The following is a 19,523-nucleotide window of genomic DNA, read 5'->3' as shown; positions in this document are numbered from 1 at the left end:
CGCTCAACGGGTGTCGACGTAAGCCGCGGCCCCTCTTAAGATCGATAGGGGTAACTACTTCCCACGATTCGCTAATGCGGACTCACGAGCAGCCTTCCAGGCCGCAAGCTCTTGAGGTGATGCGCTGATCTTCTCAAAGTTCGCGAGATATAGACGTTCCGCTTCCTCATAGTTTCCAGCAGCATAAAGCACTAGCGCGAGGTTAAGGCTTGCGTTGGCTCGTATCCAATGTGTTTCGGGCAGTGCATTGGCCAGTGTAGCGGCAGCAGAGCGGGCTAGCGCTTCATGATCCTCATCGCTTACCAGCCGCGAACTCAAGGCCGCTCGATCGCTTTCACAATAGCCTGTCCGCCAATGGCTCTCACCCAGCAGTTCAGCAGATTGGATGCAGGCACGAATCATAAGATTGAGGGCTTCAGCGAGCTGACTCAGATCCGACAGCAACTTCGCCTTCTGATGGCGGGAGCCGGGAATTGCTATGTGATTTTCTCCAAGCACCTGCAGCCCCATTTCCAAACCCTCCTCGAAGTAGGGAAGGGCTTGCTGGCTTTGCCCCTGAACTCGATACAGGTCGCCCAAATCCATTAGGCTGCTGTAGGTATCCATATGCTCACCGAGCACATCCCGACGAATGCCGAGGGACTCCCGCATAGCTGCTTCACCGTCGTCGTAACGCTCCAGCTGTCCGTATATTAAGCCGAGGTGATATAGCGCCCGCGCCGTAAACGGGTGCTTGGCGCCAAATCGGGTCTGCATCAGCGCTACGGAGTCCTCAGCAACGTTCATGCTTTCAACTAGTCGGCCCTGATGCTGAAGGTATTGCGCGTAATTTTGCAGTGCAAACTCATGTCCGTAGTGATCCGGATGGTGTTCCTTATAGCTGGCAATGATCTTTCGAAACGCCTCATCAACCGCCTGCCCGCCACCGTCGTCCGTATCGACGTGGTAACTGGCAGCCATCAGCTGCGTAAATAGCAAGTCAGGGTCGTTGTCAGGTGCATATTGTTCCTGGATTTGCGCAGCCGCGGCCGCGTGCTCAATGGCGCGATCGACCCTGCCTTGGAGGTATTCCGAACGAGCCAGCCGCGCGAGCATGTACGCGCGCAATATAGCGGTGGAAGCATCGTTCTGATCTGCGCCTAACGCCTCAATCGCAGGCTCTAGCAATGCCTCAGCCCGCTCTGGTTGGCCGACGCGATTGAGAACATTCGCTAATTCCAACTCAGCAACAAACTGTGCGTGCTGCTGTTCGGTGGTTTGAGCGAATGCCCGGCTGTTCTCCAACAGCTCAATGGATTTTTCATGTTCGCCAACCGCAGCGAACGCCCTTCCAATGGTGGTCCACAAGCGTGCCTGAACGTCAGGCTCGTTACTTAGCTCTCTGTTGATCTGCCGCTCCCCTTCCTCCAGAAGCGCAATCAATGCGGGCGGCTCCGGACCACGAAAAAGTGGGTTTGCGGCGTCAAACAGCCTGGTCATAAAGGCCGTAGTGGCATTCGCACGATCGGCCTCCGCGTTTGCTGATGCCAGCGCGCGATTGACGCGGCTGTTTTGCCAGACCATGGTCAGCGCAAATATCAGCAGGACAGCGGTACTAGGCACTAGCAACCGACGGATTCGACGATCACGTGCATCCCGTCTTGCTTTTGCCTCTCGCACAGCAATGGCGTTTCGGCGTTCCGGAACGCTTTGCCATTGCTGAGCAATGACGTTCGCGTCAGCAGGCCGCCGGTTCGGGTCGCCATCGACCATGCTGGCGACATCTGCGCACAACAGCGGGTCGTCGATTTCACGCTCCCAACCCGGCGCCAGCACCCGCTCAAGGTCTCCCACAAGCAGCTGGTATGCCATCACACCCAGCGAGTAAATATCAGCTCGGATGGTTGCCGGCTGCCCCTCCAATATTTCCGGAGCCTGGTAACGTCGAGTGCCGCTGCGCGAACTGGTTAGATTTCCCCGTAGCGCTTCAGTGATGCCCTGCGCCGTGATCCCATGGGCAGCAAGAGGCTCCGGGTCGGTGATGGTTCCAATACCGAAGTCTGCGAGCACCGCCTGTACTTCACCGTTTGCGCCCTCCTTAATCAACACATTCGCCGGCTTGACGTCTTTGTGCAGCACACCAACGGCATGAGCGGCAGCCAGTGCGTGGGCTATCTGGGCAACGATGCCACATCGCGTTTCTAGCGGAACCTGCGTCGCGCCTCCCTGGGCCTGAGCCCACTGTGTGAGGTCACCTGCCGGCGTCAACTCGGACTCAATGAAATACGGTGCGTCGGTAAAATTCCAGTCCAGAATTCGTGCAATATCCGGCCTTGTTCCCAGCGTCTGTCGCAACAGTCGAAACAACGTGACTTCGCGCATCAGCGAACGCAATTTGTCCCGGTGGTAGCAGAACTTGAACACACGCCGTTCTTTCGAACCGACATGTTCCGCCAACCACGCTTCGCCAAATCCGCCACTGCCAAGGCAGTCCAGAAGGACCCACTGCGGGCGTCCCGGGACCGACTGTTCAACTGCGGCCCGCCAACCCAAGACGGTGTCTTGCGTGTTCGACCTTACTGCAACGGCAGCATTCTCCGGTGCCGGCAAGGGCTCTAGCTCCTCAGAGCGCACTTCAAACACTGTGAGATCTTCCTGCTCATGCTTGAAGCGGTAGGTTCCGTGGGCAAACCAGGACAACTTCTTTGCGGCCAAGAGCTCCCGCTGCGCACGACACAGCTCGTAGGCCGCCGCCGACAAGAGCACCTGTCCCGGAGCCGCGAGACGGCTAAGTTCCGTCGTCAAATTCCAGGACGGGTCGTCGCTATCCATACTTTCCTGTTGAGACCCGACACTGACATGTAAACCCATTGAAACCGGCGGGTCCGGATTGGCAGCAAGCGCATAGGCAAGTGCGCCGGCAGAAGTTTGGAACGACAACAGCATGATGGTGCCGTCGAGCATGAGAATCTGCCCCACGCCAGGATCCTGGAGTTTTAGCTTCGAGGTAGAGCTGACGGCGAGCAAGGTCACAAAGCCCGGGCTCACCGTCGCTGCGCCCAACTCCTCGACATCAGCAACAAAGCCATAGCCAACCCGATGCACCGTCTTGACCGCGTCTTCGATTCCCCCTTGTCGCAGCGCCTCACGAACAAGCTTGATGGCACGATATAGCGCATCATTACCAACAACTCTGCCAGGCCACACCTGTTCGACCAGTTCATCCTGAGAGATGGTGCGCCTGCGATTTGCAAGCAGGTAAATCAAAACGGAATACGCGCGTGGTTCCATCGCAATCGGGCCTGCCGGAGAAACCAGTTCTCGGCGGTCCAGGTTCACTTCCAGGTCCCCGATTCGGTACCCAGCGATGCAATCGTTCACTTGCGGTTGTGCTCCATAACGTAACTTGGCGCAACAGGCCTCTCCATCATAACGCTATTGGCGTTGGCGGCACGCGCGAGAGGGTCGCGTTCGTAGACAGTCCATGACTTAGAGATTTCACCGAACGCGGTACCCTGGCGCCTGGTCGCAAAGTCGGCGAGGGCAGTCGCAACGGTCGTGACAAAAGCACTCGAATATCTGGATGCCGCGAAGCGACACGCGGAGGTAAGGATGAAAGTCCGGGATTAGAACGCCAGCCAGCGCAGGCTGAACGCAGCGGAGTCTCTGTTGGTGCCGAGTATTTCAGCTCCCACCTGACAGGTGGTCAGATAATCACGCCCTGACCCGGTGGCGTGCAGGCGTTACGTGGGTGGCATTAGGTCGATGGAATTAGACCGGGGTGATCACTCCTCAAAGCTGTCGCTGAACAGGAGCTCACTGCGGACCTGAATCGTAAACCCGGCAGGTCCTGTGGTGTTCTGACCACCATTGGCTGTGCCTCCATCGTCGCTGGCAATGACCGTGTAGGTCGACACGCCGATGGCACCTTCGGCCGGTGTGTATGTGAGGTTGCCGACCGCATCAACGGCCGGAGGCTTAGCAAACAGCGCCCCGTTGGATACGTCCGATACGGTCAGGGTCACCTGCTGGTCCTGTTCGTCCGGTGCACCGGCATCCACGCTGGCCCACTGAGGGACGGTTTGTGGGCCGCTGTTAAGGAGCACTGGGGGCGGATCGTCAGCGACGATCCGCGGTGGGTCGTTGACCGGATTGACGGTGACGGTGAAAGTCTGAAAGCCCGACACATTGACGCCGCCGTTGTCCATGCCACCGGAGTCGACCACCCGGACATCAAACGTGCTGGAGCCGCTGACGTCGGGTGCCGGGTTGTAGACCAAGTTTCCCAGCGTACCGATGGTGGGCAGCACGGAAAAGAGCCCAGGATTGGAAATGTTGTCCACCTGATAAGTCAAGGCAAATTGCTCAGACTCGAAGGGCCCGGGGTCGAAGGTGGACCAATCCGCTACGGTTGCGCCGCCGGGATCTTCGTTAACGGTAGGAGGGTTGATGGCGCTGAAGCTGGGCGAGTCGTTCACTGGATTGACGGTGAGGGTCACGCTGAGGAGGTTGTCGTCGTCAGCAAAACCGCCGAGTGCGTCAACGGCGCTGGTGATGTCCACGTTTTCGCCGGTGTCGCGCCAGCGCCCGTCCCATAGGCGCACCGTCAGGGGACCAGGCTGACCGTGGAAGTCGGCCGCAGGCACAAACCGCAGCAGCGACTGCGCACCCAGGACCAGGGCGCTAGTGTCGCTGAGCGCGCCGGGCAGGTCGGTCCATTCAAGGCCGTCGCTACTGTGCTGCCACAGTCCTTCGCCGAGTGTGGAGGCATCGTTAATAACCGCAACCCCGCCAAAAGAGTCTTCGTCCAGGTAGCGTTCTGCAATAGAAAAATCCAGTCTGCTGCCCAGGGGAGCGAGGTTATCTTCTGTCTGCGCCCCAAGCAGCAGCGAGGAGCCCAAAGACAGCGGGGCGGCGTTGCCAAACACCAGGTAGCTCTCTCCGGCGCCGCTATTCCCATCGGGACCCGCGTTGTTGGCCCCGATGATCAGGTCATCGATTCCGTCGCCGTTCACGTCCCCGGCTGAGCTTACCGATATGCCTGATTGGTCATCGGAATTGATGCCGGTAATTACCAGGCCGTTCCTGCCGTTGAGAGTCGAAAGGTCCAGCGGGTTGATAAAACTCTGATCGGTGCCAAACACCAGGTAGCTCTCACCGGCGTAGGTATTGCCGTCAGGATTCGCGCGATAGGCCCCGATGATCAGATCACCAATACCGTCGCCGTTCATATCTCCGGCAGCACTGACCGATCTCCCTGATTGATCATTGGCACCAATGCCGGAGAGAACGACGCCGTCGCTGCCGTTGAGGTCCGACAGTGGCAGAGGGCTTACAAGCTCCTGGTCAGTGCCAAACAACAGGTAGCTTTCGCCGGCGTAGCTGTTGCCGCCTGGATCCGCAAATTGGGCCCCGATGATCAAATCGTCCACACCGTCGCCGTTCACGTCCCCAACCGCGCTCACTGATCGGCCCGAGAGATCATCGTCATCAACGCCATTAATCGCCAGGCCGTTGCTGCCATTGAGATCCGCCAGAGTCATCGGGCTGACGAATCCCTGATTGGTGCCGAACACCAGGTAGCTCTCGCCGGCACTGCTTTTGCCGTTCGGATCTGCGCGATAGGCTCCGATAATTACGTCATCAATGCCATCACCATTTGCATCGCCAGCCGCGCTGACCGAGAAGCCTGAACGGTCTCCGGCATCAATGCCGGTAATCACCAGGCCGCTGCTGCCGTTGAGGCCCGCCAGGGCCAACGGGTTGGTAAACCCCTGATCGGTACCAAAGACCAGGTAACTCTCGCCGGCGCTAAGCTGGCCATCCGGATCCGCACTGCTAGCCCCGATGATCACGTCATCAATACCGTCGCCGTTCACGTCTCCGACAGCGCTAACCGACCCGCCTGAAAAATCGCTGGCATCTATACCGTTGATCACCAGCCCGTTGGTGCCATTGAGATCCGCCAAAGTTATCGGGCTTACGAACCCTTGATCAGAGCCGAACACCAGGTAACTTTCGCCAGCAAATAGGATGCCGTCCGGATTCGCGCGATAGGCCCCGATAATCAGATCATCAATACTGTCCCCATTTACATCCCCGGCCGCGCTGACCGAAAAACCTGAACGGTCACCGGCATCAATGCCGGTGATCACCAGCCCGTTGCTGCCGTCGAGCTCCGCCAAGCTGAGCGGGCTAGCAAACCCCTGATCGGTGCCAAATACGAGGTAGCTTTCGCCAGCGCCGCTGTTGCCGTCCGGATCCGCAAAGGGGGCCCCGATGATCACATCATCGAGCCCGTCGCCGTTCACATCCCCAGCCGCGCTGACCGATTGGCCCGCCCGGTCACCGGCAGCGACGCCGGTAATCCTGACACCCAGAACCCCGTTCAGGTCCTGCAGCCGCAGAGACTCCTGAGCGGTGGCCGAGCCGGTGCTGAGAATACAGGCAATGGTGCAACACAGTGATCGTCTTTTCACAGGCATGCGCCCTCCGGTGCACAATTTGGATCACCATCACGCCGTTAGGACCGTGCAAGCACGGCGCCGCGGTGCCATCGTGAAATGGACATAGCGTCCAGAAAACAGAGCCGCATTTCCTGATGAAACCCTGATCATTTTCGGAGAAACGAAAAAGTACTTAAATTCAGTAGCTTAGAAGAACAAGGAGCGAGGGTCCGCGCCAGCGGCTAGGCCGCTTGTCGCTGGAAATCGGCGAGCGATCAGCCAATTAAGCGTTCACCGGGACGCTCAGCCGAGATCGCAAACCTCGGTCTCGGGCGGTAGGGCAGATCACTCCGCTCACGGGCGTCATGGGCCACAACCCAGTACTTTGTCGGACTGGTCAAAAAGTTAATCAGGAAACTACGCAATGCCAGTGCTAACTACACATGTCGGGTCACTGCCTCGGACCCAAGAAGTGGTCGATTTTCTGTTTACCCGCGAGCGGGGCGAAGTCTAAGACCAGGATCAGCTCGATGCCACGATGACAGAGGCCGCCGAAGAAAACGTTCGCCGCTAGGTGGCTGCTGGCGTTAACATCGTGAGCGACGGAGAAGCCTCGAAGATTTCCTATGCCAAACTCGGTGCGATGTCAGAGGGCGCGATGGCGACTTAACTGGGTCGAAGACACCTGAGGCACAAAATCAGCGACAAACGCCTAAGTCAGATAAATGAGGAAAAATCGGCATGGCTGTAAAGCCATGTTTTAGCGAATTATTTTGGTGCCCGGGGCCGGGCTCGAACCGGCACGGAGTTTCCTCCGAGGGATTTTAAGGCGGTCCTGGACCCAAGCCACCCCAATAAATTCAATCACTTAGCGGCGCCCGCTCGCCGATTCGCTACAGAAAATGGCACAAAACGACTGTCGAATACTCAGCGTTTGACACAAAATTGGCACAGGGCGTTAAACCGCCGAACGACAGATCGTGTTCACGCAAACGCCCGATACTCAACAGCGCTTTTTGTTTAGGGTCGATTGCCGCATGATGCCAGGATGTCAGTAACACTCATTCTGGGCGGCGCCCGGTCGGGCAAGAGCCGCCGGGCCCAAACCTTGGCCGAGTCGGCAGCACCCACGCGGACGTTCGTTGCAACCGCCGAACCGTTCGATGACGAAATGACGGCAAGGATCGCGAAACATCAGGCTGACCGCGGATCGGGATGGAGTACGCTTGAGGCGCCGCTTGCTCTGGTCGAAGCGCTGGAACAAACGGTCAAGCCGGGACACGTAGTGCTGGTGGACTGCCTGACCCTGTGGCTTTCTAACCTCGTCTATCGCGAGCGGGACCTCAAAACCGAAGTAAAACGGTTCATCAATGGTCTGACCCTCCCAGGAGATATCATCTTGGTGTCTAACGAAATCGGTCTGGGATTGGTGCCCGAGACGGCTCTCGGACGGGAGTTTCGCGATCAGCAAGGGTGGCTCAACCAGGCTGTCGCAGCAGCGAGTGATCGCGTTGAGTTTGTGGCCGCCGGACTGCCGCTAACGCTCAAGTGACATTGCCAGCCTCAGCCGCGCCTCGGCCTCGGGGGTAGCCGGCAAGCCTATTCGCAAATGCGAACGCGACCACTCAAATCGGCGCGTATAGATGCCATGCTTACAAAGCTGATACCACTTTTCGTGAGCGTTTCCTACAGAAACGTAGCGGAACAGATCCGTGCCTCCCGTCACCTCGTGACATTCGTTGAGAATCGCATCGAGGCGCTGTCGCGCTGACACCAGGCGGCGACGCGTTGCCTGCTGCCACCGAACGTCCGAGTACGCCTGTGTGCCGATCTCCAGAGCAGGCCCGGAGATTCGCCATACTCCAAGGAGTTGTTCCAGTGCATCTGCGAGATTCGATGGCACTAGCGCTGCACCGAGGCGCAGGCCGGGCAATCCAAAGAATTTGCCCGTCGAACGCAGCACAATCAGACCCTCGGAGCCAGCATGCGCACCGAGACTTCGCCCGGGACTGAGCTCGGCGTACGCCTCGTCGACAATCAGCCAGCCGCCACGCTGCGCCAATCGATTGCGTGCGTCCATCAAGCGATCGGTATCGAAACACTGTCCATCGGGATTGTTCGGATTACAAACGACAACAACGTCCGCGATGTCGGCATGTTTAAGAGGATCGGTTGTTTCGATCAGCTTCACACCAGCGACGCGCCAGGACTCCGCGTGGTCGCCGTAGGTTGGTGAGAGGACCGCGACGGTTTTAGGATTCAGGACTTTCGGGAGCAGACGGATAGCAATCTCGGTGCCGGGTACCAGCGTGACCCCGGAGACCGGTCCGGAAAATGCGTCCGCCATAGCCACCCGGCAACGGTCGATATCGCTCTGTGTTGGCAAGCGGAAAAACGTCTCCGGATCAGCCTGTTCAGCGGGCCATGGCCAGGGGTTGATACCCGTTGACAAATCGATCCAGGGCAGGGGCGCTGTCGGAAATTGACTGGCGACTCGGTCGAGCGCGCCGCCGTGTCGGAGGTCGTCACTCACAGCAGGATCTGCAAGGTCGCTAGCAAGGCCAGGAGCAAAGCCGCCAATGCCATGGCTCGGACGTACAGGCGAAGGCCCGCCTTCATAGTGGTTCCGTCTGGGTCAGGTGCACCTGCGTTGAGCCACGGTTCGTCGGTTGCCGCGTCGCCATAGCTGCGCGGCCCCGACAGTCTCACTCCCAGACCTGCCGCCACGGCGCTTTCGGGCCAGCCAGCGTTGGGAGATCGATGCTGACCCGCATCACGCCAAATAGTCCGCCACACCCGGGGTTCCCCACCGGCGGCCAACGCAAAAAGAGCGCCCGAGAGACGAGCCGGAATCCAGTTCGCGGCATCGTCGACGCGAGCCGCAAATTTCCCAAATTTTTCGTAGCGCTCATTTCGATGGCCGATCATCGAATCGAGCGTGTTGACTGCCTTATACGCTGCAATACCCGGCAAACCCAGCAACACGCCCCAGAATAGGGGTGCCACCACGCCGTCTGAGGCATTCTCGGCGAGGCTCTCGATAGCCGCCCGGGCGATCCCTGCCTCGTCCAGCTGGCTAGGGTCGCGGCCTACGATGTGCGAGACGGCCTCTCGTGCCTCAACGATAGACCCGGCGGCAAGCGGTTCGGCCACTGCCTGCACGTGCTCATAAAGGCTTCTCGAAGCCAGCAAACTTGAGCCTACGAAACCCGCGACAACAACGGCTAAAACGTTTGCTGGCAACATTGCCAGAACCATCGCGGCGATGAGCCAGGTGATCAGGATAACCAGGAACGCAACGAGGGCTCCCGCAACGATCCGCCAGCTATCACCAATCCGCTCTTGATTCAGCTGTCGGTCGAACCACGTGATTAGCGAGCCGATCCAGACGACAGGATGCCGGATTCGGCGATACAGGGTCTCAGGCCATCCCACTGCAGCCTCAGTGACCCAGGCGATGAGCATGGCAACGGCGCTCATCTTTGGCTGGCTGAGATCGTCGGCACGCGCGCCTGGGCAAGCAGTCCTTCTACGTCCACCGCACTTTCCACCTGGTCGGCCAGTGCGTCGAGGGCAGCCTCAACCGAGGCATCGTAGTCGTAGGCCTGTAAACGACCAGCCCCGGCTCTGCGCAGCCATTCGTTTCGATAGTCATTGTTGGCAAAGATACCGTGCAGGTAGGTGCCGGCAACTCGGCCGTCTTGACTGGCTGCCCCTTCGTGTCGCCCATCGACGACGAAGACATGCCGCCCACAGTCTGGCCCGAGCGTTTCTCCGACGTGGATCTCGTAGCCGGATATGAGGCTGCCGCTGAGTGCACAGGTGCCGTCAACGGGGCGGACTGATTTATCCGAGCCCATGGTTGTCTCAACATCCAGCAGCCCGAGGGCCTCAGCGCTGCAGGCCTTGCCATCGCTGCCGTCTGGATCATGAATACGGCGTCCGAGCAGCTGATAGCCGCCGCAGATGCCGAGTACCCGCCCACCGTTTCGGACATGTGCATGGATGTCGTGATCCCACCCCTGATCTCGCAGGAACTTCAGCTCTCCCAGCGTCGACTTGCTGCCGAACAGCAGCACAACGTCACAATCACGCGGGATAGGGCGGCCCGGCGGTATCCACTCGAAGCTTACACCGGCCTGCTGGCGAAGCGGGTCGGCGTCATCGAAATTCGCCATGCGCGAAAGCATCGGCGCGGCAATCCTCAACGTCGCGTCCGCCGGTGCCTTTTCTGAGGTGATACCCACCGCGTCTTCAGCGGGTAGCCGGGCCGCCACGGTCAACCACGGAATCACGCCGAAGGAACGCCAGCCCGTCCGCTCAGTAATCGCCTCGACGCCGGCATCAAACAATCGGGGATCGCCGCGAAATTTGTTTACGAGGAAGCCGACGATCATCGCGGCATCCGCTGGGTCCAGGACAGCCTGGGTCCCCACCAGGCTTGCAATCACACCGCCTCGTTCGATATCAGCAATCAGGCACACCGGCACATCAGCTCGCCTCGCAAAACCCATGTTGGCAATGTCGCCGCGTCGCAGGTTGATCTCGGCCGGGCTGCCGGCCCCTTCAACAATCATCAACTCGAACTCGTCGGTCAGACGCCCAAAACTCTCCAGAACCGGTTCAAGCAACGAGCCTCGTTGACGGATGTAGTCTGCAGCCGCTTGCGTTGACGCAACGCGACCGTGGACGACCACCTGCGATGTCCGATCGGTTTGCGGCTTGAGCAACACGGGATTGAAATCGACGCGCGGCGGCAGGCCTGCGGCACGAGCCTGAAGGGCCTGGGCCCGGCCAATCTCACCACCGTCAGGACAGGCTGCCGCGTTGTTGGACATATTCTGCGGCTTAAACGGCGCGACCGAAATGCCGCGTCGGCGAGCAAGACGGACAATTGCGGCGGTGAGGACAGACTTGCCCACGTCCGAGCCCGTGCCTTGCAGCATCAAGGCTCGGGCCGTCACTGCTTGTCCTCAAGGAGCCAGCGTCGTCGATCGGCCCGCACTGATGCGGGGGTAACGACAACGTGGCGGGGCCTCATTTGCATGGCTAGATGTCGGTCAGAACCGGATCCGGAAACCCAACGAACCTGAAAGCTCAGGCGTGCCGTAACCGAGGATTTGCTGGTATTCCTCGTCGAGCAGGTTCTCGATACGTCCGTAAAACTCGACCTGCTCAGAGACCGCGTAGCGAGCGGTCACATCGACCCGGAGCCAGCTATCGAGGGACGTGGCATCGGTGTTCGGCTCGCTGCCGTTATACCGTACGAGCAAGGCACCCGAGAAAGGGCCACCCGCATCGTAGGAAAGGGTCAGGTCGCCGGAGTGCTCCGGAAGACGTGCGAGCGCATTGCCTTCACCGTCTTCGGCATCGATATACGCGTAGTCGAGCGACAGCCTGATGCTGTCGGTCAGCGTCAGGTCGCCGGCAAGTTCGACACCAACCGATTCCACCTCATCAACATTGAGATAGCCACCGGCGGCAAAGTCAAAATCGATCAGGTTCTGCGTGTTTTGACGAAAAATACCGCCGCTCAGTTGCACTTGTCCTTCTGCGGAACGCCACTCGATACCGGCGTCGAAAGCGTCCGACGTTTCGGGCTCAAGGTCAGGATTGGGCTCCGTGACACCACAGCAGAAAAACGTCGACTGGAAGATCGTTGGCGCCTTAAAGCCTTCGCCCCAGCTCGCACGGACCGTCCATTGAGTTCCCACGTCCCATGCACCCGCGATACGCGTCGTCGTCTCTGAACCGAATCGTTCATGATCGTCGTAGCGCACCCCAGCCGAGAGCGTCAGATCATCGGTCGGCTTAAGCTCATAAAGCGCAAACAGGCCATTGATCGACGTATCGTCGTCGTTGGCTGTCGTCTCTTCGCGCTCCGCCCCAAAGGCCAAGCGGTTGCGTTCATCGACAGCCAGCGTTCCCTGGTAGCGGTAGATCAGTCGCTCACCGTCTGCCTCGAAGCTTTGCAAGCCATCGCTGAAGTTCTCTCGCCTTATGTCGGAGTAACCCAGGAGAAACAGGTTATCGAGGCGCCCCCTCAGCAACGGAACGTTGAGCGAGAGGTTTGCTGCGATCTCCTCGGTTTCGCTGACCTCATCCCCATCAGCAACTCGGCCCTGAGATCCGATCGAAAAGCTGTCGAACTCGGTTTCAGCATCGGTCCACAGGACGTCCGCGCTGAGCCGCGCGTTGCCCGCCAGATTCAACCCACCTTTGATGGAAAGCGTCAGCGAATCAAACGCGTCATCCTCGTCGTTCCCGTTAGCCTCGTCTGCCTTGGAGATTCCGTCACTCGAGACGGTCACGGCAGCGATCCGGAAGTCGCCGACGTCGCTCGCATTAGACACGGAGGCGCCACCGCGCAGGGTGTTGAATGATCCAAATTCAGCAAAGGCCTCGCCGCCAAGACCCTCGCTGGGCGATTTGGTGGCAATAGAAACGACGCCGCCGATGGCGTCCGTACCCCATAGTGTCGACTGGGGTCCTTTGAGAACCTCGATGCGCTCAATGTTCTCCGTGTCCAGGCGGGCAAAATTAAATCCACCGCCGGGTGAGGTGGGGTCATTCACCGGAACGCCGTCGATTAATACAACGGTCTGCTCGCTGCTGGCGCCACGAATACGCACACTGGCGTTGCCGCCGAAGGCGCCATTTTGGTTGATGGTGACCCCGGGAGCCTGAGCGATCGCATCCAGCACGTAAATAACGCCGAGGTCTTCGAGATCCTCCGCGGTGATGATTGAAAGGCTGGACCCGGTTTCCGTTGTCGTTTGTCCGAGGCGGGTGGCACTCACAACAATCATATCGATGCCGTTTTCTGTTGCCGGATCTTCCTGCGCAAGCGCGGTGCCAGCCAGGGATGAAACCAAAGAAAGGGAAAGGACCCGCCGAACTGTTGTTGTGGTCAGGTAACGCATGAAATCTCTCCACCGGCACCCGTCCGCCCGTGTTTGGGTGCTCAGTCAACGACTACGTGGGCCTGCATGGATAATCCCATGGGGCGGCCGACCGATTTGGAGTGTCGTTGCTGAGAGAAAGTGCTGCGCAGAACGCCGGACCTCACTGCCCGCTGAGGCTATCCCGGCCTCCGGACGAACGACGCGATGGCAGGTCTCCTGGCTCGCCGATCGACGCTAGGGGCCGCCTTCCCGGAGCTTCTAGGTTTGCTCCAGTGGCGTCGGGGCCCTTCGCTCCCGGCATACAGTTGCGGGTACAGCTACGGCTTCTTACCGTATTCACTTTTGGCCGCACGGATGCAGCACCATCAGCCTAAGATGCTGACGTGGACACAGAGCGATGTCAACGACCCCATCGTCGCGATGCCAAAAAACGCTTAACCGCAGCGCTTTAGCGCCAGTTTTTTCCGGTCGCAGCCAGCGTTGGTCAAACAACCTTTGCTTATCGTCGAAAGATTCGGCTAGACTCGAACCAGCGGCAAGCCTTAGAGCATCATGCTCTAAGTGAAAAAGGGAACGTGGTGCAAATCCACGGCTGTCCTCGCAACTGTAAACGCCAAGCGAGCCTCCCACATGCCACTGTGTCCAGAGCTGAACCAATCGGTGACGCACCTTGTGATGCGGGAAGGAGGGGGTAAGCGTTCGAGGCGTAAGCCAGGAGACCTGCTGTCGTCAATCGCTGCTGCGCCGTGAAGCGAGGCTTCTTGACGGACCAGTACCAGTTGCAGTGGCGTACTTGGTTCGGCCGCATTCAGGCGCTCACTGTGCGAAACGTTGTGCTCCAGCTGCTGCATATCGGTGCGTATCGGGACTCTGCGAGCCCGACCAACGGTTTTCGTCTGTGGGTCCCGTCAGCCCTATCGGTATGCGAACGTCATGCCTACGACTAGGCAAAGAAATTTAACAGCCAACAAATCTATGACACCGGGTACGTGGGCGGTCATCACGGCGGCGTTGGCGCTGTTAGCGACCGTTTATGCGGTTTTTCAGCTGGCCGACCGGGCCGTACTTCTCCCCGGGGCCAGCCTCGGCGACAGCCAGGTTCTGGACCTTGGCAAAAGCGGTACATTTCGGCGGGCCTTTGTCGATCCCGCCGGCAAAACCGTCGTCCTGGAAGAACAGCCATCGGCCATCGTGTCGGTCATTCTTGGCGGTGACGAAATGCTTGCTCGGCTCGTCGACCCGGAACGCGTGAGCAGCGTGACGTACCTGGCGGACGATCCAGGTATCAGCAACGTTTCCGGGATCTACCCACCCAGCATTAGACGCAACTACGGCGACGTTGAGGAAGTCATCGCCGCGCAGCCCGACTTGGTGCTGCTGGCGGCGTACACCAATGCGGTCACCGCTTCGATGCTGCTCGATGCAGGCATCGCGCTGCTGCGTTTTACCCGCTTCGACTCCCACGACGATATCCGCAGCAATGTTCGCACGCTCGCCCTGGCGGTCGGGGAAGAGGGTCGGGGAGAAGCGTGGCTTGCTGAGATGGATGAGCGGATCGATGCGGTGCGTAACCGGGTGGCGGGTCGAGAGCGGCCGCGCGTGCTTTTCTACGGCATGAGCGGGTCAACGGCGGGACCCGGCAGCCTGATGCACGAGACCATTACGCTGGCTGGCGGCAAAAACGTTATTGCCGAAACCGGGCTAGGGTCGCTGCCTAGAATCTCTCCTGAGCTGGCGGTGTCCCTGCAGCCGGAGATTGTGCTTCTCAACGGCTGGTCCGGGGCCGACGGAGCATCTGCGAGCGACATTCTTCTCAAGAACCCGGCCTGGGAAGGCGTGCCGGCAGTCCGCAGCGGTCGCGTCTACAGCATCGAGGGTGCTTGGCTCACCTCGATCTCACCGCACCGTGTGCGGGGCGTTGAGGAAGTCGCTCGGCTGTTGCACCCGGGCGCGTTTCCGGCTTCGGTGGTGAAACGGTGAGTCTTGCTCTCGCAACGAGGAGAAAAGCGTCCGGTGTATTTGCCGGCCGGACGCTGTGGGTGCTGTTGGGATTGCTGCTGCTTTGCGTCACGCTGGCAGCGGTGGTCATCGGGCCGACCGAGGTCAACCTGCGCACCACCATCCAGCTGCTAGCGAGTGCGCTCACCGGCGGACGCCTTGATGGTTGGCTGACAGAGGTGGAGGCCTGGCAGGTAAAGGTTCTCTGGGAACTGAGATCGCCCAGGGTCGCTACCGCGTTGCTGGTCGGAGCCTCGCTGGCGGTCAGCGGCGCGGTGCTGCAAAGCCTGTTCCGGAATCCACTGGCGTCGCCTTCCATCCTGGGCGTGTCGTCCGGTGCATCACTGGGCGCCGTCATCGCCATTTTCTTTGGCCTGGCGGCGATCAACGTCTGGGCCTTACCGCTTTTCTCGTTTCTCGGAGCGGGGCTCACCATTGCCGTGGTCTACCGGATCGCGACAGCGCGTGGCCACGTTCCAATGGGGACACTCCTGCTGGCAGGCATCGCGGTCGGTGCGTTTAACGTTGCCATGATTTCGCTGGTGTTGGCGCTCGCGCTGCAGCACTGGGAAGTGGGTAAATCGATTGTGTACTGGACCATGGGCGGGCTGGATGGACGCGGGTGGCATCACGTACTGCTACTGCTCCCCGTTTTCCTGGCAAGCGTTGCGGCAATTGTGTTTTACCAGCGCGATCTGGATATCCTGCTGGTGGGAGAAATCCACGCCAATTCAGTTGGCGTGGATGTGGTTCGGGTCCGGCGCAATCTCCTGCTGGTTACGGCGGCACTGACGGGGGTGGCGGTTTCCGTCGCCGGTGGCATTGGTTTTGTGGGCCTTGTGGTCCCGCACATCACGAGACTGCTGGTCGGCCCGCAACATCGCCGGCTACTGCCCGTGACCTGTCTGCTTGGCGCCCTGGTACTGGTTAGCGCCGACCTGCTGATCCGCGGCGACGCGAGTCGTGCCGTGATCCCGCTCGGCGTGGTTACGGCAGCCATGGGTGCACCTTTTTTCTTGTTTCTGCTCCTCAGGCAAAGACGGCTGATGCAGCTATGACAGCCTACGAACGACTTCGAGAGTCTGTTGACTCACCCACTCATGGCTTTAGCGTCGGCAGCTTTGGGGCGATTGGGGAATTCACCCGTGACGCTGGAGAGACGAGCTGGGAGCCTGAGGATGGCCGGCTGGGTCGGGTTACCGCCCGAGGCGGACTGGCTTTTGGCTGGCGCAACGACCTTCGCCCCGTTGCGTGGGAAAGCTTAAGCAAGGCTCGCGACCACTGGCAGCACGGTGTGGTCTTTTGCCTGCCGCGCGCGGCAGCGCGGCTTCCGCAGGCAGCAGGCATCACCGAGCTCGGTCCCGATCGCGAGGCGTTGCGCACTGGAGATCGTGAAGACATATTGTTCGATCTTGGGCTTAACCAGGGTTTTGTGAACGTCGGCGTGCGCACCGCTGACCACCATTTACTGAAAAAACTCCGCGCGGCCGCCGGGAGTCAGCTGCTGGAGCCGGGTAATCCGGTGCTCCCAACAATTATCAAAGCCGGGCCTCATCGGGTCTTTACCTCCGTGATCGGGCGGCTGGAGGTCTTTCAGCCGATTGGCATCGAGCGGTCGCCGGACGGCCCTCATACCCACGTGCTGCCGAAGCTTCTCGCGAAGGGGCGGGCACACTCGGCCAATATTCCCGTGCCAACCGGTTGGCTTCCCGTTCTATCGCTCCACCCCGCTCATCCCTGCCGCAGCCCGCTGGGCAAGCCGAAGCCCTTTGAGTTGACGGTATTTGACGACTTTCAGCAATGGCTGGCCCTGGCGGGCCCAACCGGTTTTCTTGAACAGAAACGAGCCACTTGGTCGACGCTGGCCGCAGCGGTCGATCCGGCCGACTTCGACCCGGGTTCCACCCGAATGGCTCGAACCGCAACCCGCGTAGCGCTGCGTCAATGCGGCCATTTTTCCAATACCCGGGCCCCGCTCCTGGACCGCTGGCAAGCCGCCTTCGACGGAGGTCGAACGGCAGCAGACCGGCACCATCGGGATCAGCCTGCCGATTCAGTCCACGGCGCAGCAAACCGCTCGTCCGAACAATCCCCAACTCCGGAGGTGGCGTCATGAGTGAAGCCAGTCTCCAGCTCCGCAGCTTGGCGTTTTCGTACGGTGAGCATTCGGTGCTCGGGCAGATCGATCTGGCGCTATCCACGGGCCAGCTCGTCGGCTTAATCGGGCCGAACGGCGCGGGCAAATCGACGCTGCTGAAGCTGCTGCTCGGAATTGCGAAACCGACCGCGGGCACCATCTCGCTGTTTGGTCGTCCGCTCACCGCCATCAGCCGGCGGAAGCTGGCGCGCCAGGTGAGCCTGGTGCCGCAGGACGCCGAGATCAACTACGCTTTTAGCGTTGAGGAGGTTGTGGCCATGGGCCGCAACCCCTGGCTGGGACGGTTCCAGCCGCCCGGCGTTCGAGACGTCGAGCTCATTCGCCAGGCCATGCAGCGCGCCGACGTGCTGTCGTTGGCGGCACGGCCAGTGACGCAGTTGTCCGGTGGCGAGCGCCAGCGGGTGCTGCTGGCGCGCACCATTGCCCAGGAGACGCCCGTCGTGCTGTTGGATGAGCCGACGGCCAATCTTGATCTGTGCCACCAGCTCGAGGTGCTGCAGTTTGCCCAGAAAATGGCCGAAGAGGGACATTTGGTCATTGCAGCGATTCATGACCTGGCGCTCGCGTCGCGCTACTGCGACCGGCTACTGCTGCTCGGTGACGGCGCCCTGCAGGCTGACGCACCACCCGAGGCGGTGCTCACGCCGGCCAACCTACTGCGTTACTTCAAGCTTCACGCTCAGGTGACCCCTTCGCTCGATGGCGATCGGCGAGGGGTCACGCTGACCGGCCTGGAACCGGCCACGCTGACCTCGGGCGCCGCAAATCAGAACAAAGAGGGCGGGGTAGGTATCTCCGACACCGGCCGCCAGCACATCCAGTAGAGGACCCTATGCACCGAGGAAGAATCGTCGAAGAGGAAGGTGACGGAACGCTAGAGCTTTTCGACCTGCCCACCGATACCGAAACGCTGGAGCGCCTGCTCACGGACGTTTACGCCAACTACTGGGATCGCATCCATTTTGGCACCTGCGTTCAGGGTGGGGTCTGGGAGGTAAGAGCGCCCAACGCGCCCCAGAAAATCAGCCTGTTTGATGGTTACCTGACAGTCGACTTCGGCGCATGGCATTTCCATATTTGTATTGGCCAAAACGAAGGTGCCCGTGGCAACCCGACCTCCGACACTCTCGCTGCGAGGCGACGTACGGCAACAGCGCAGCTCTATCGAGGGCTTCGCGCCGATCAGCGCCCTGGGTCCTGGGGGCTGCGGCTGTTTAACGGGGCGGGCGAGCAACAGATGACGGTATTTTTGCCAAACCCGTATCTCAGCTTCGACCAGAAGGTGCTGAAAACCCCCAACTTCAGCCATCTGGAGCTTTGGGATCACCTGCGTCAAACCTATCTCAACTTGCCGCCCGATCCTCTGGATCGTGAACCCAGCCGACAGGTGTGTGGCTGAGCGTGTGCACCGCAACGGAGAATCCGTGATGGAACAGAGCAAAAAAGAACGACACAACCGAACCATGCAGCGAAAGAAGACGGTGATCGATAAGCAGATCGCTGATGCGCAGGAAGAGCGCGGCCTCGTGATCTTTGTCACCGGCGTGGGGAAGGGGAAAACCACCTCAGCATTTGGCACGCTCTATCGAGCGCTCGGCCATGGGCATCGGGTGGGCGTCGTTCAGTTTGTGAAAGGCACTCAGGCAAGCGGGGAGGTCACGTTCTTGAAGCAATGTGTACCCACCGTGGACTACTTTGCGATGGCGACCGGCTTCAGCTGGGATACGCAGAACTGGGAGGCGGATAACGCCGCGGCGCAGGAGGCTTGGAGCGCGGCTCGGAGAATGCTGGAGAACGATACGCTCAACCTGGTGCTGCTTGACGAGATCACGTACATGCTCAAGTACGGATATCTCGACACCGAGGAAGTCATCAGCGTGATACGCGCTCGCCCACCTATGCAGACCGTTATCCTGACCGGCCGCGGAGCCAAACCAGCTTTGGTGGAGATGGCGGACACGGTCAGCGAGATCGGCAACGTTAAACATGCCTTCAAAGCGGGCGTTAAAGCTCAGGCGGGTATCGACTTTTGATGAT

At 60.0% G+C, this 19,523-nt stretch carries 13 protein-coding genes, 1 pseudogene and 2 riboswitches; of the genes and pseudogenes, 8 read left to right on the top strand and 6 right to left on the bottom strand.

The annotated features are described in order from the left end of the window. Positions 1-54 precede the first annotated feature (54 nt). Together AAF358_15130 and AAF358_15125 are read right to left on the bottom strand one after the other, a co-directional pair. The gene (locus tag AAF358_15130) at positions 55-3,270 is read right to left on the bottom strand and encodes a tetratricopeptide repeat protein (GenBank protein ID MEM7706889.1); all 3,216 of its coding nucleotides are present in this window, start codon (positions 3,268-3,270) and stop codon (positions 55-57) included. A 494-nt stretch (positions 3,271-3,764) separates the two neighbouring features. Beyond that, on the bottom strand, positions 3,765-6,458 hold the full coding sequence (locus AAF358_15125) for an Ig-like domain-containing protein (GenBank protein MEM7706888.1): 2,694 nt from the start codon (positions 6,456-6,458) through the stop codon (positions 3,765-3,767). A 391-nt stretch (positions 6,459-6,849) separates the two neighbouring features. Between AAF358_15125 and AAF358_15120 the strand changes: the two are divergent. Then, a pseudogene (locus AAF358_15120) lies at positions 6,850-6,996 on the top strand (epoxyalkane--coenzyme M transferase). A gap of 477 nt (positions 6,997-7,473) precedes the next feature. Further along, complete coding sequence (cobU, locus tag AAF358_15115; protein MEM7706887.1) at positions 7,474-7,977, top strand: bifunctional adenosylcobinamide kinase/adenosylcobinamide-phosphate guanylyltransferase; 504 nt, start codon at positions 7,474-7,476, stop codon at positions 7,975-7,977. Here cobU and cobD read toward each other — a convergent pair. The 4 genes from cobD to AAF358_15095 form a co-directional block, all read right to left on the bottom strand. Continuing rightward, positions 7,963-8,958 carry a threonine-phosphate decarboxylase CobD gene (gene cobD, locus AAF358_15110; protein ID MEM7706886.1) on the bottom strand — a complete coding sequence of 332 codons (996 nt, stop codon included), beginning with the start codon at positions 8,956-8,958 and terminating at the stop codon, positions 7,963-7,965. The two genes, cobU and cobD, sit on opposite strands and share 15 nt — an antisense overlap. Further along, complete coding sequence (cbiB, locus tag AAF358_15105) at positions 8,955-9,905, bottom strand: adenosylcobinamide-phosphate synthase CbiB (GenBank protein MEM7706885.1); 951 nt, start codon at positions 9,903-9,905, stop codon at positions 8,955-8,957. The genes cobD and cbiB overlap by 4 nt, the downstream gene beginning before the upstream one ends. Further along, positions 9,902-11,371, bottom strand: a complete 1,470-nt coding sequence (locus AAF358_15100) for a cobyric acid synthase (GenBank protein ID MEM7706884.1) — start codon at positions 11,369-11,371, stop codon at positions 9,902-9,904. Before AAF358_15100 ends, cbiB begins: the two co-directional genes overlap by 4 nt. Positions 11,372-11,485: 114 nt before the next feature. Next, on the bottom strand, positions 11,486-13,348 hold the full coding sequence (locus AAF358_15095; GenBank protein MEM7706883.1) for a TonB-dependent receptor: 1,863 nt from the start codon (positions 13,346-13,348) through the stop codon (positions 11,486-11,488). Between the two features lie 170 nt (positions 13,349-13,518). Then, positions 13,519-13,712: riboswitch (cobalamin riboswitch) on the bottom strand. Positions 13,713-13,850: 138 nt separating this feature from the next. Further along, a riboswitch (cobalamin riboswitch) is annotated at positions 13,851-14,073 on the top strand. Between the two features lie 232 nt (positions 14,074-14,305). Here AAF358_15095 and AAF358_15090 point away from each other — a divergent pair. The 6 genes from AAF358_15090 to cobO are packed head-to-tail and all read left to right on the top strand — an operon-like array spanning position 14,306 to position 19,519. Continuing rightward, on the top strand, positions 14,306-15,310 hold the full coding sequence (locus AAF358_15090; protein MEM7706882.1) for an ABC transporter substrate-binding protein: 1,005 nt from the start codon (positions 14,306-14,308) through the stop codon (positions 15,308-15,310). After that, positions 15,307-16,386, top strand: coding sequence for an iron ABC transporter permease (locus AAF358_15085; GenBank protein MEM7706881.1), 1,080 nt, complete (start codon positions 15,307-15,309; stop codon positions 16,384-16,386). Before AAF358_15090 ends, AAF358_15085 begins: the two co-directional genes overlap by 4 nt. Continuing rightward, positions 16,383-17,444 (top strand): hypothetical protein, encoded by a 1,062-nt coding sequence (locus tag AAF358_15080; GenBank protein MEM7706880.1) that lies wholly within the window; start codon positions 16,383-16,385, stop codon positions 17,442-17,444. Before AAF358_15085 ends, AAF358_15080 begins: the two co-directional genes overlap by 4 nt. Next, a complete protein-coding gene (locus AAF358_15075; protein MEM7706879.1) occupies positions 17,441-18,310 on the top strand; it encodes an ABC transporter ATP-binding protein in 870 nt (289 codons plus the stop codon). Before AAF358_15080 ends, AAF358_15075 begins: the two co-directional genes overlap by 4 nt. A gap of 8 nt (positions 18,311-18,318) precedes the next feature. Continuing rightward, positions 18,319-18,885: a hypothetical protein gene (locus AAF358_15070; protein ID MEM7706878.1), complete on the top strand. Its 567-nt coding sequence runs from the start codon at positions 18,319-18,321 to the stop codon at positions 18,883-18,885. A 28-nt stretch (positions 18,886-18,913) separates the two neighbouring features. Next, positions 18,914-19,519: a cob(I)yrinic acid a,c-diamide adenosyltransferase gene (gene cobO / locus AAF358_15065; protein ID MEM7706877.1), complete on the top strand. Its 606-nt coding sequence runs from the start codon at positions 18,914-18,916 to the stop codon at positions 19,517-19,519. The last annotated feature ends 4 nt before the right edge of the window (positions 19,520-19,523 follow it).

The organism is Pseudomonadota bacterium, assembly GCA_039033415.1.
GTDB lineage: Bacteria > Pseudomonadota > Gammaproteobacteria > Xanthomonadales > SZUA-38 > JANQOZ01.
The sequence above is the reverse complement of the archived record's forward strand: the minus strand, read 5'-3'. Positions and strand labels throughout refer to the sequence as shown.

Excerpts from the sequence above, each read along its gene's own strand:
- AAF358_15130 (MEM7706889.1), bottom strand. The coding sequence starts at position 3,270 with ATGGAACCACGCGCGTATTCCGTTTTGATTTACCTGCTTGCAAATCGC.
- cobU (MEM7706887.1), top strand. The coding sequence starts at position 7,474 with ATGTCAGTAACACTCATTCTGGGCGGCGCCCGGTCGGGCAAGAGCCGC.
- cbiB (MEM7706885.1), bottom strand. The coding sequence starts at position 9,905 with ATGAGCGCCGTTGCCATGCTCATCGCCTGGGTCACTGAGGCTGCAGTG.
- AAF358_15100 (MEM7706884.1), bottom strand. The coding sequence starts at position 11,371 with ATGCTGCAAGGCACGGGCTCGGACGTGGGCAAGTCTGTCCTCACCGCC.
- AAF358_15095 (MEM7706883.1), bottom strand. The coding sequence starts at position 13,348 with ATGCGTTACCTGACCACAACAACAGTTCGGCGGGTCCTTTCCCTTTCT.
- AAF358_15090 (MEM7706882.1), top strand. The coding sequence starts at position 14,306 with ATGACACCGGGTACGTGGGCGGTCATCACGGCGGCGTTGGCGCTGTTA.
- AAF358_15080 (MEM7706880.1), top strand. The coding sequence starts at position 16,383 with ATGACAGCCTACGAACGACTTCGAGAGTCTGTTGACTCACCCACTCAT.
- AAF358_15075 (MEM7706879.1), top strand. The coding sequence starts at position 17,441 with ATGAGTGAAGCCAGTCTCCAGCTCCGCAGCTTGGCGTTTTCGTACGGT.
- AAF358_15070 (MEM7706878.1), top strand. The coding sequence starts at position 18,319 with ATGCACCGAGGAAGAATCGTCGAAGAGGAAGGTGACGGAACGCTAGAG.
- cobO (MEM7706877.1), top strand. The coding sequence starts at position 18,914 with ATGGAACAGAGCAAAAAAGAACGACACAACCGAACCATGCAGCGAAAG.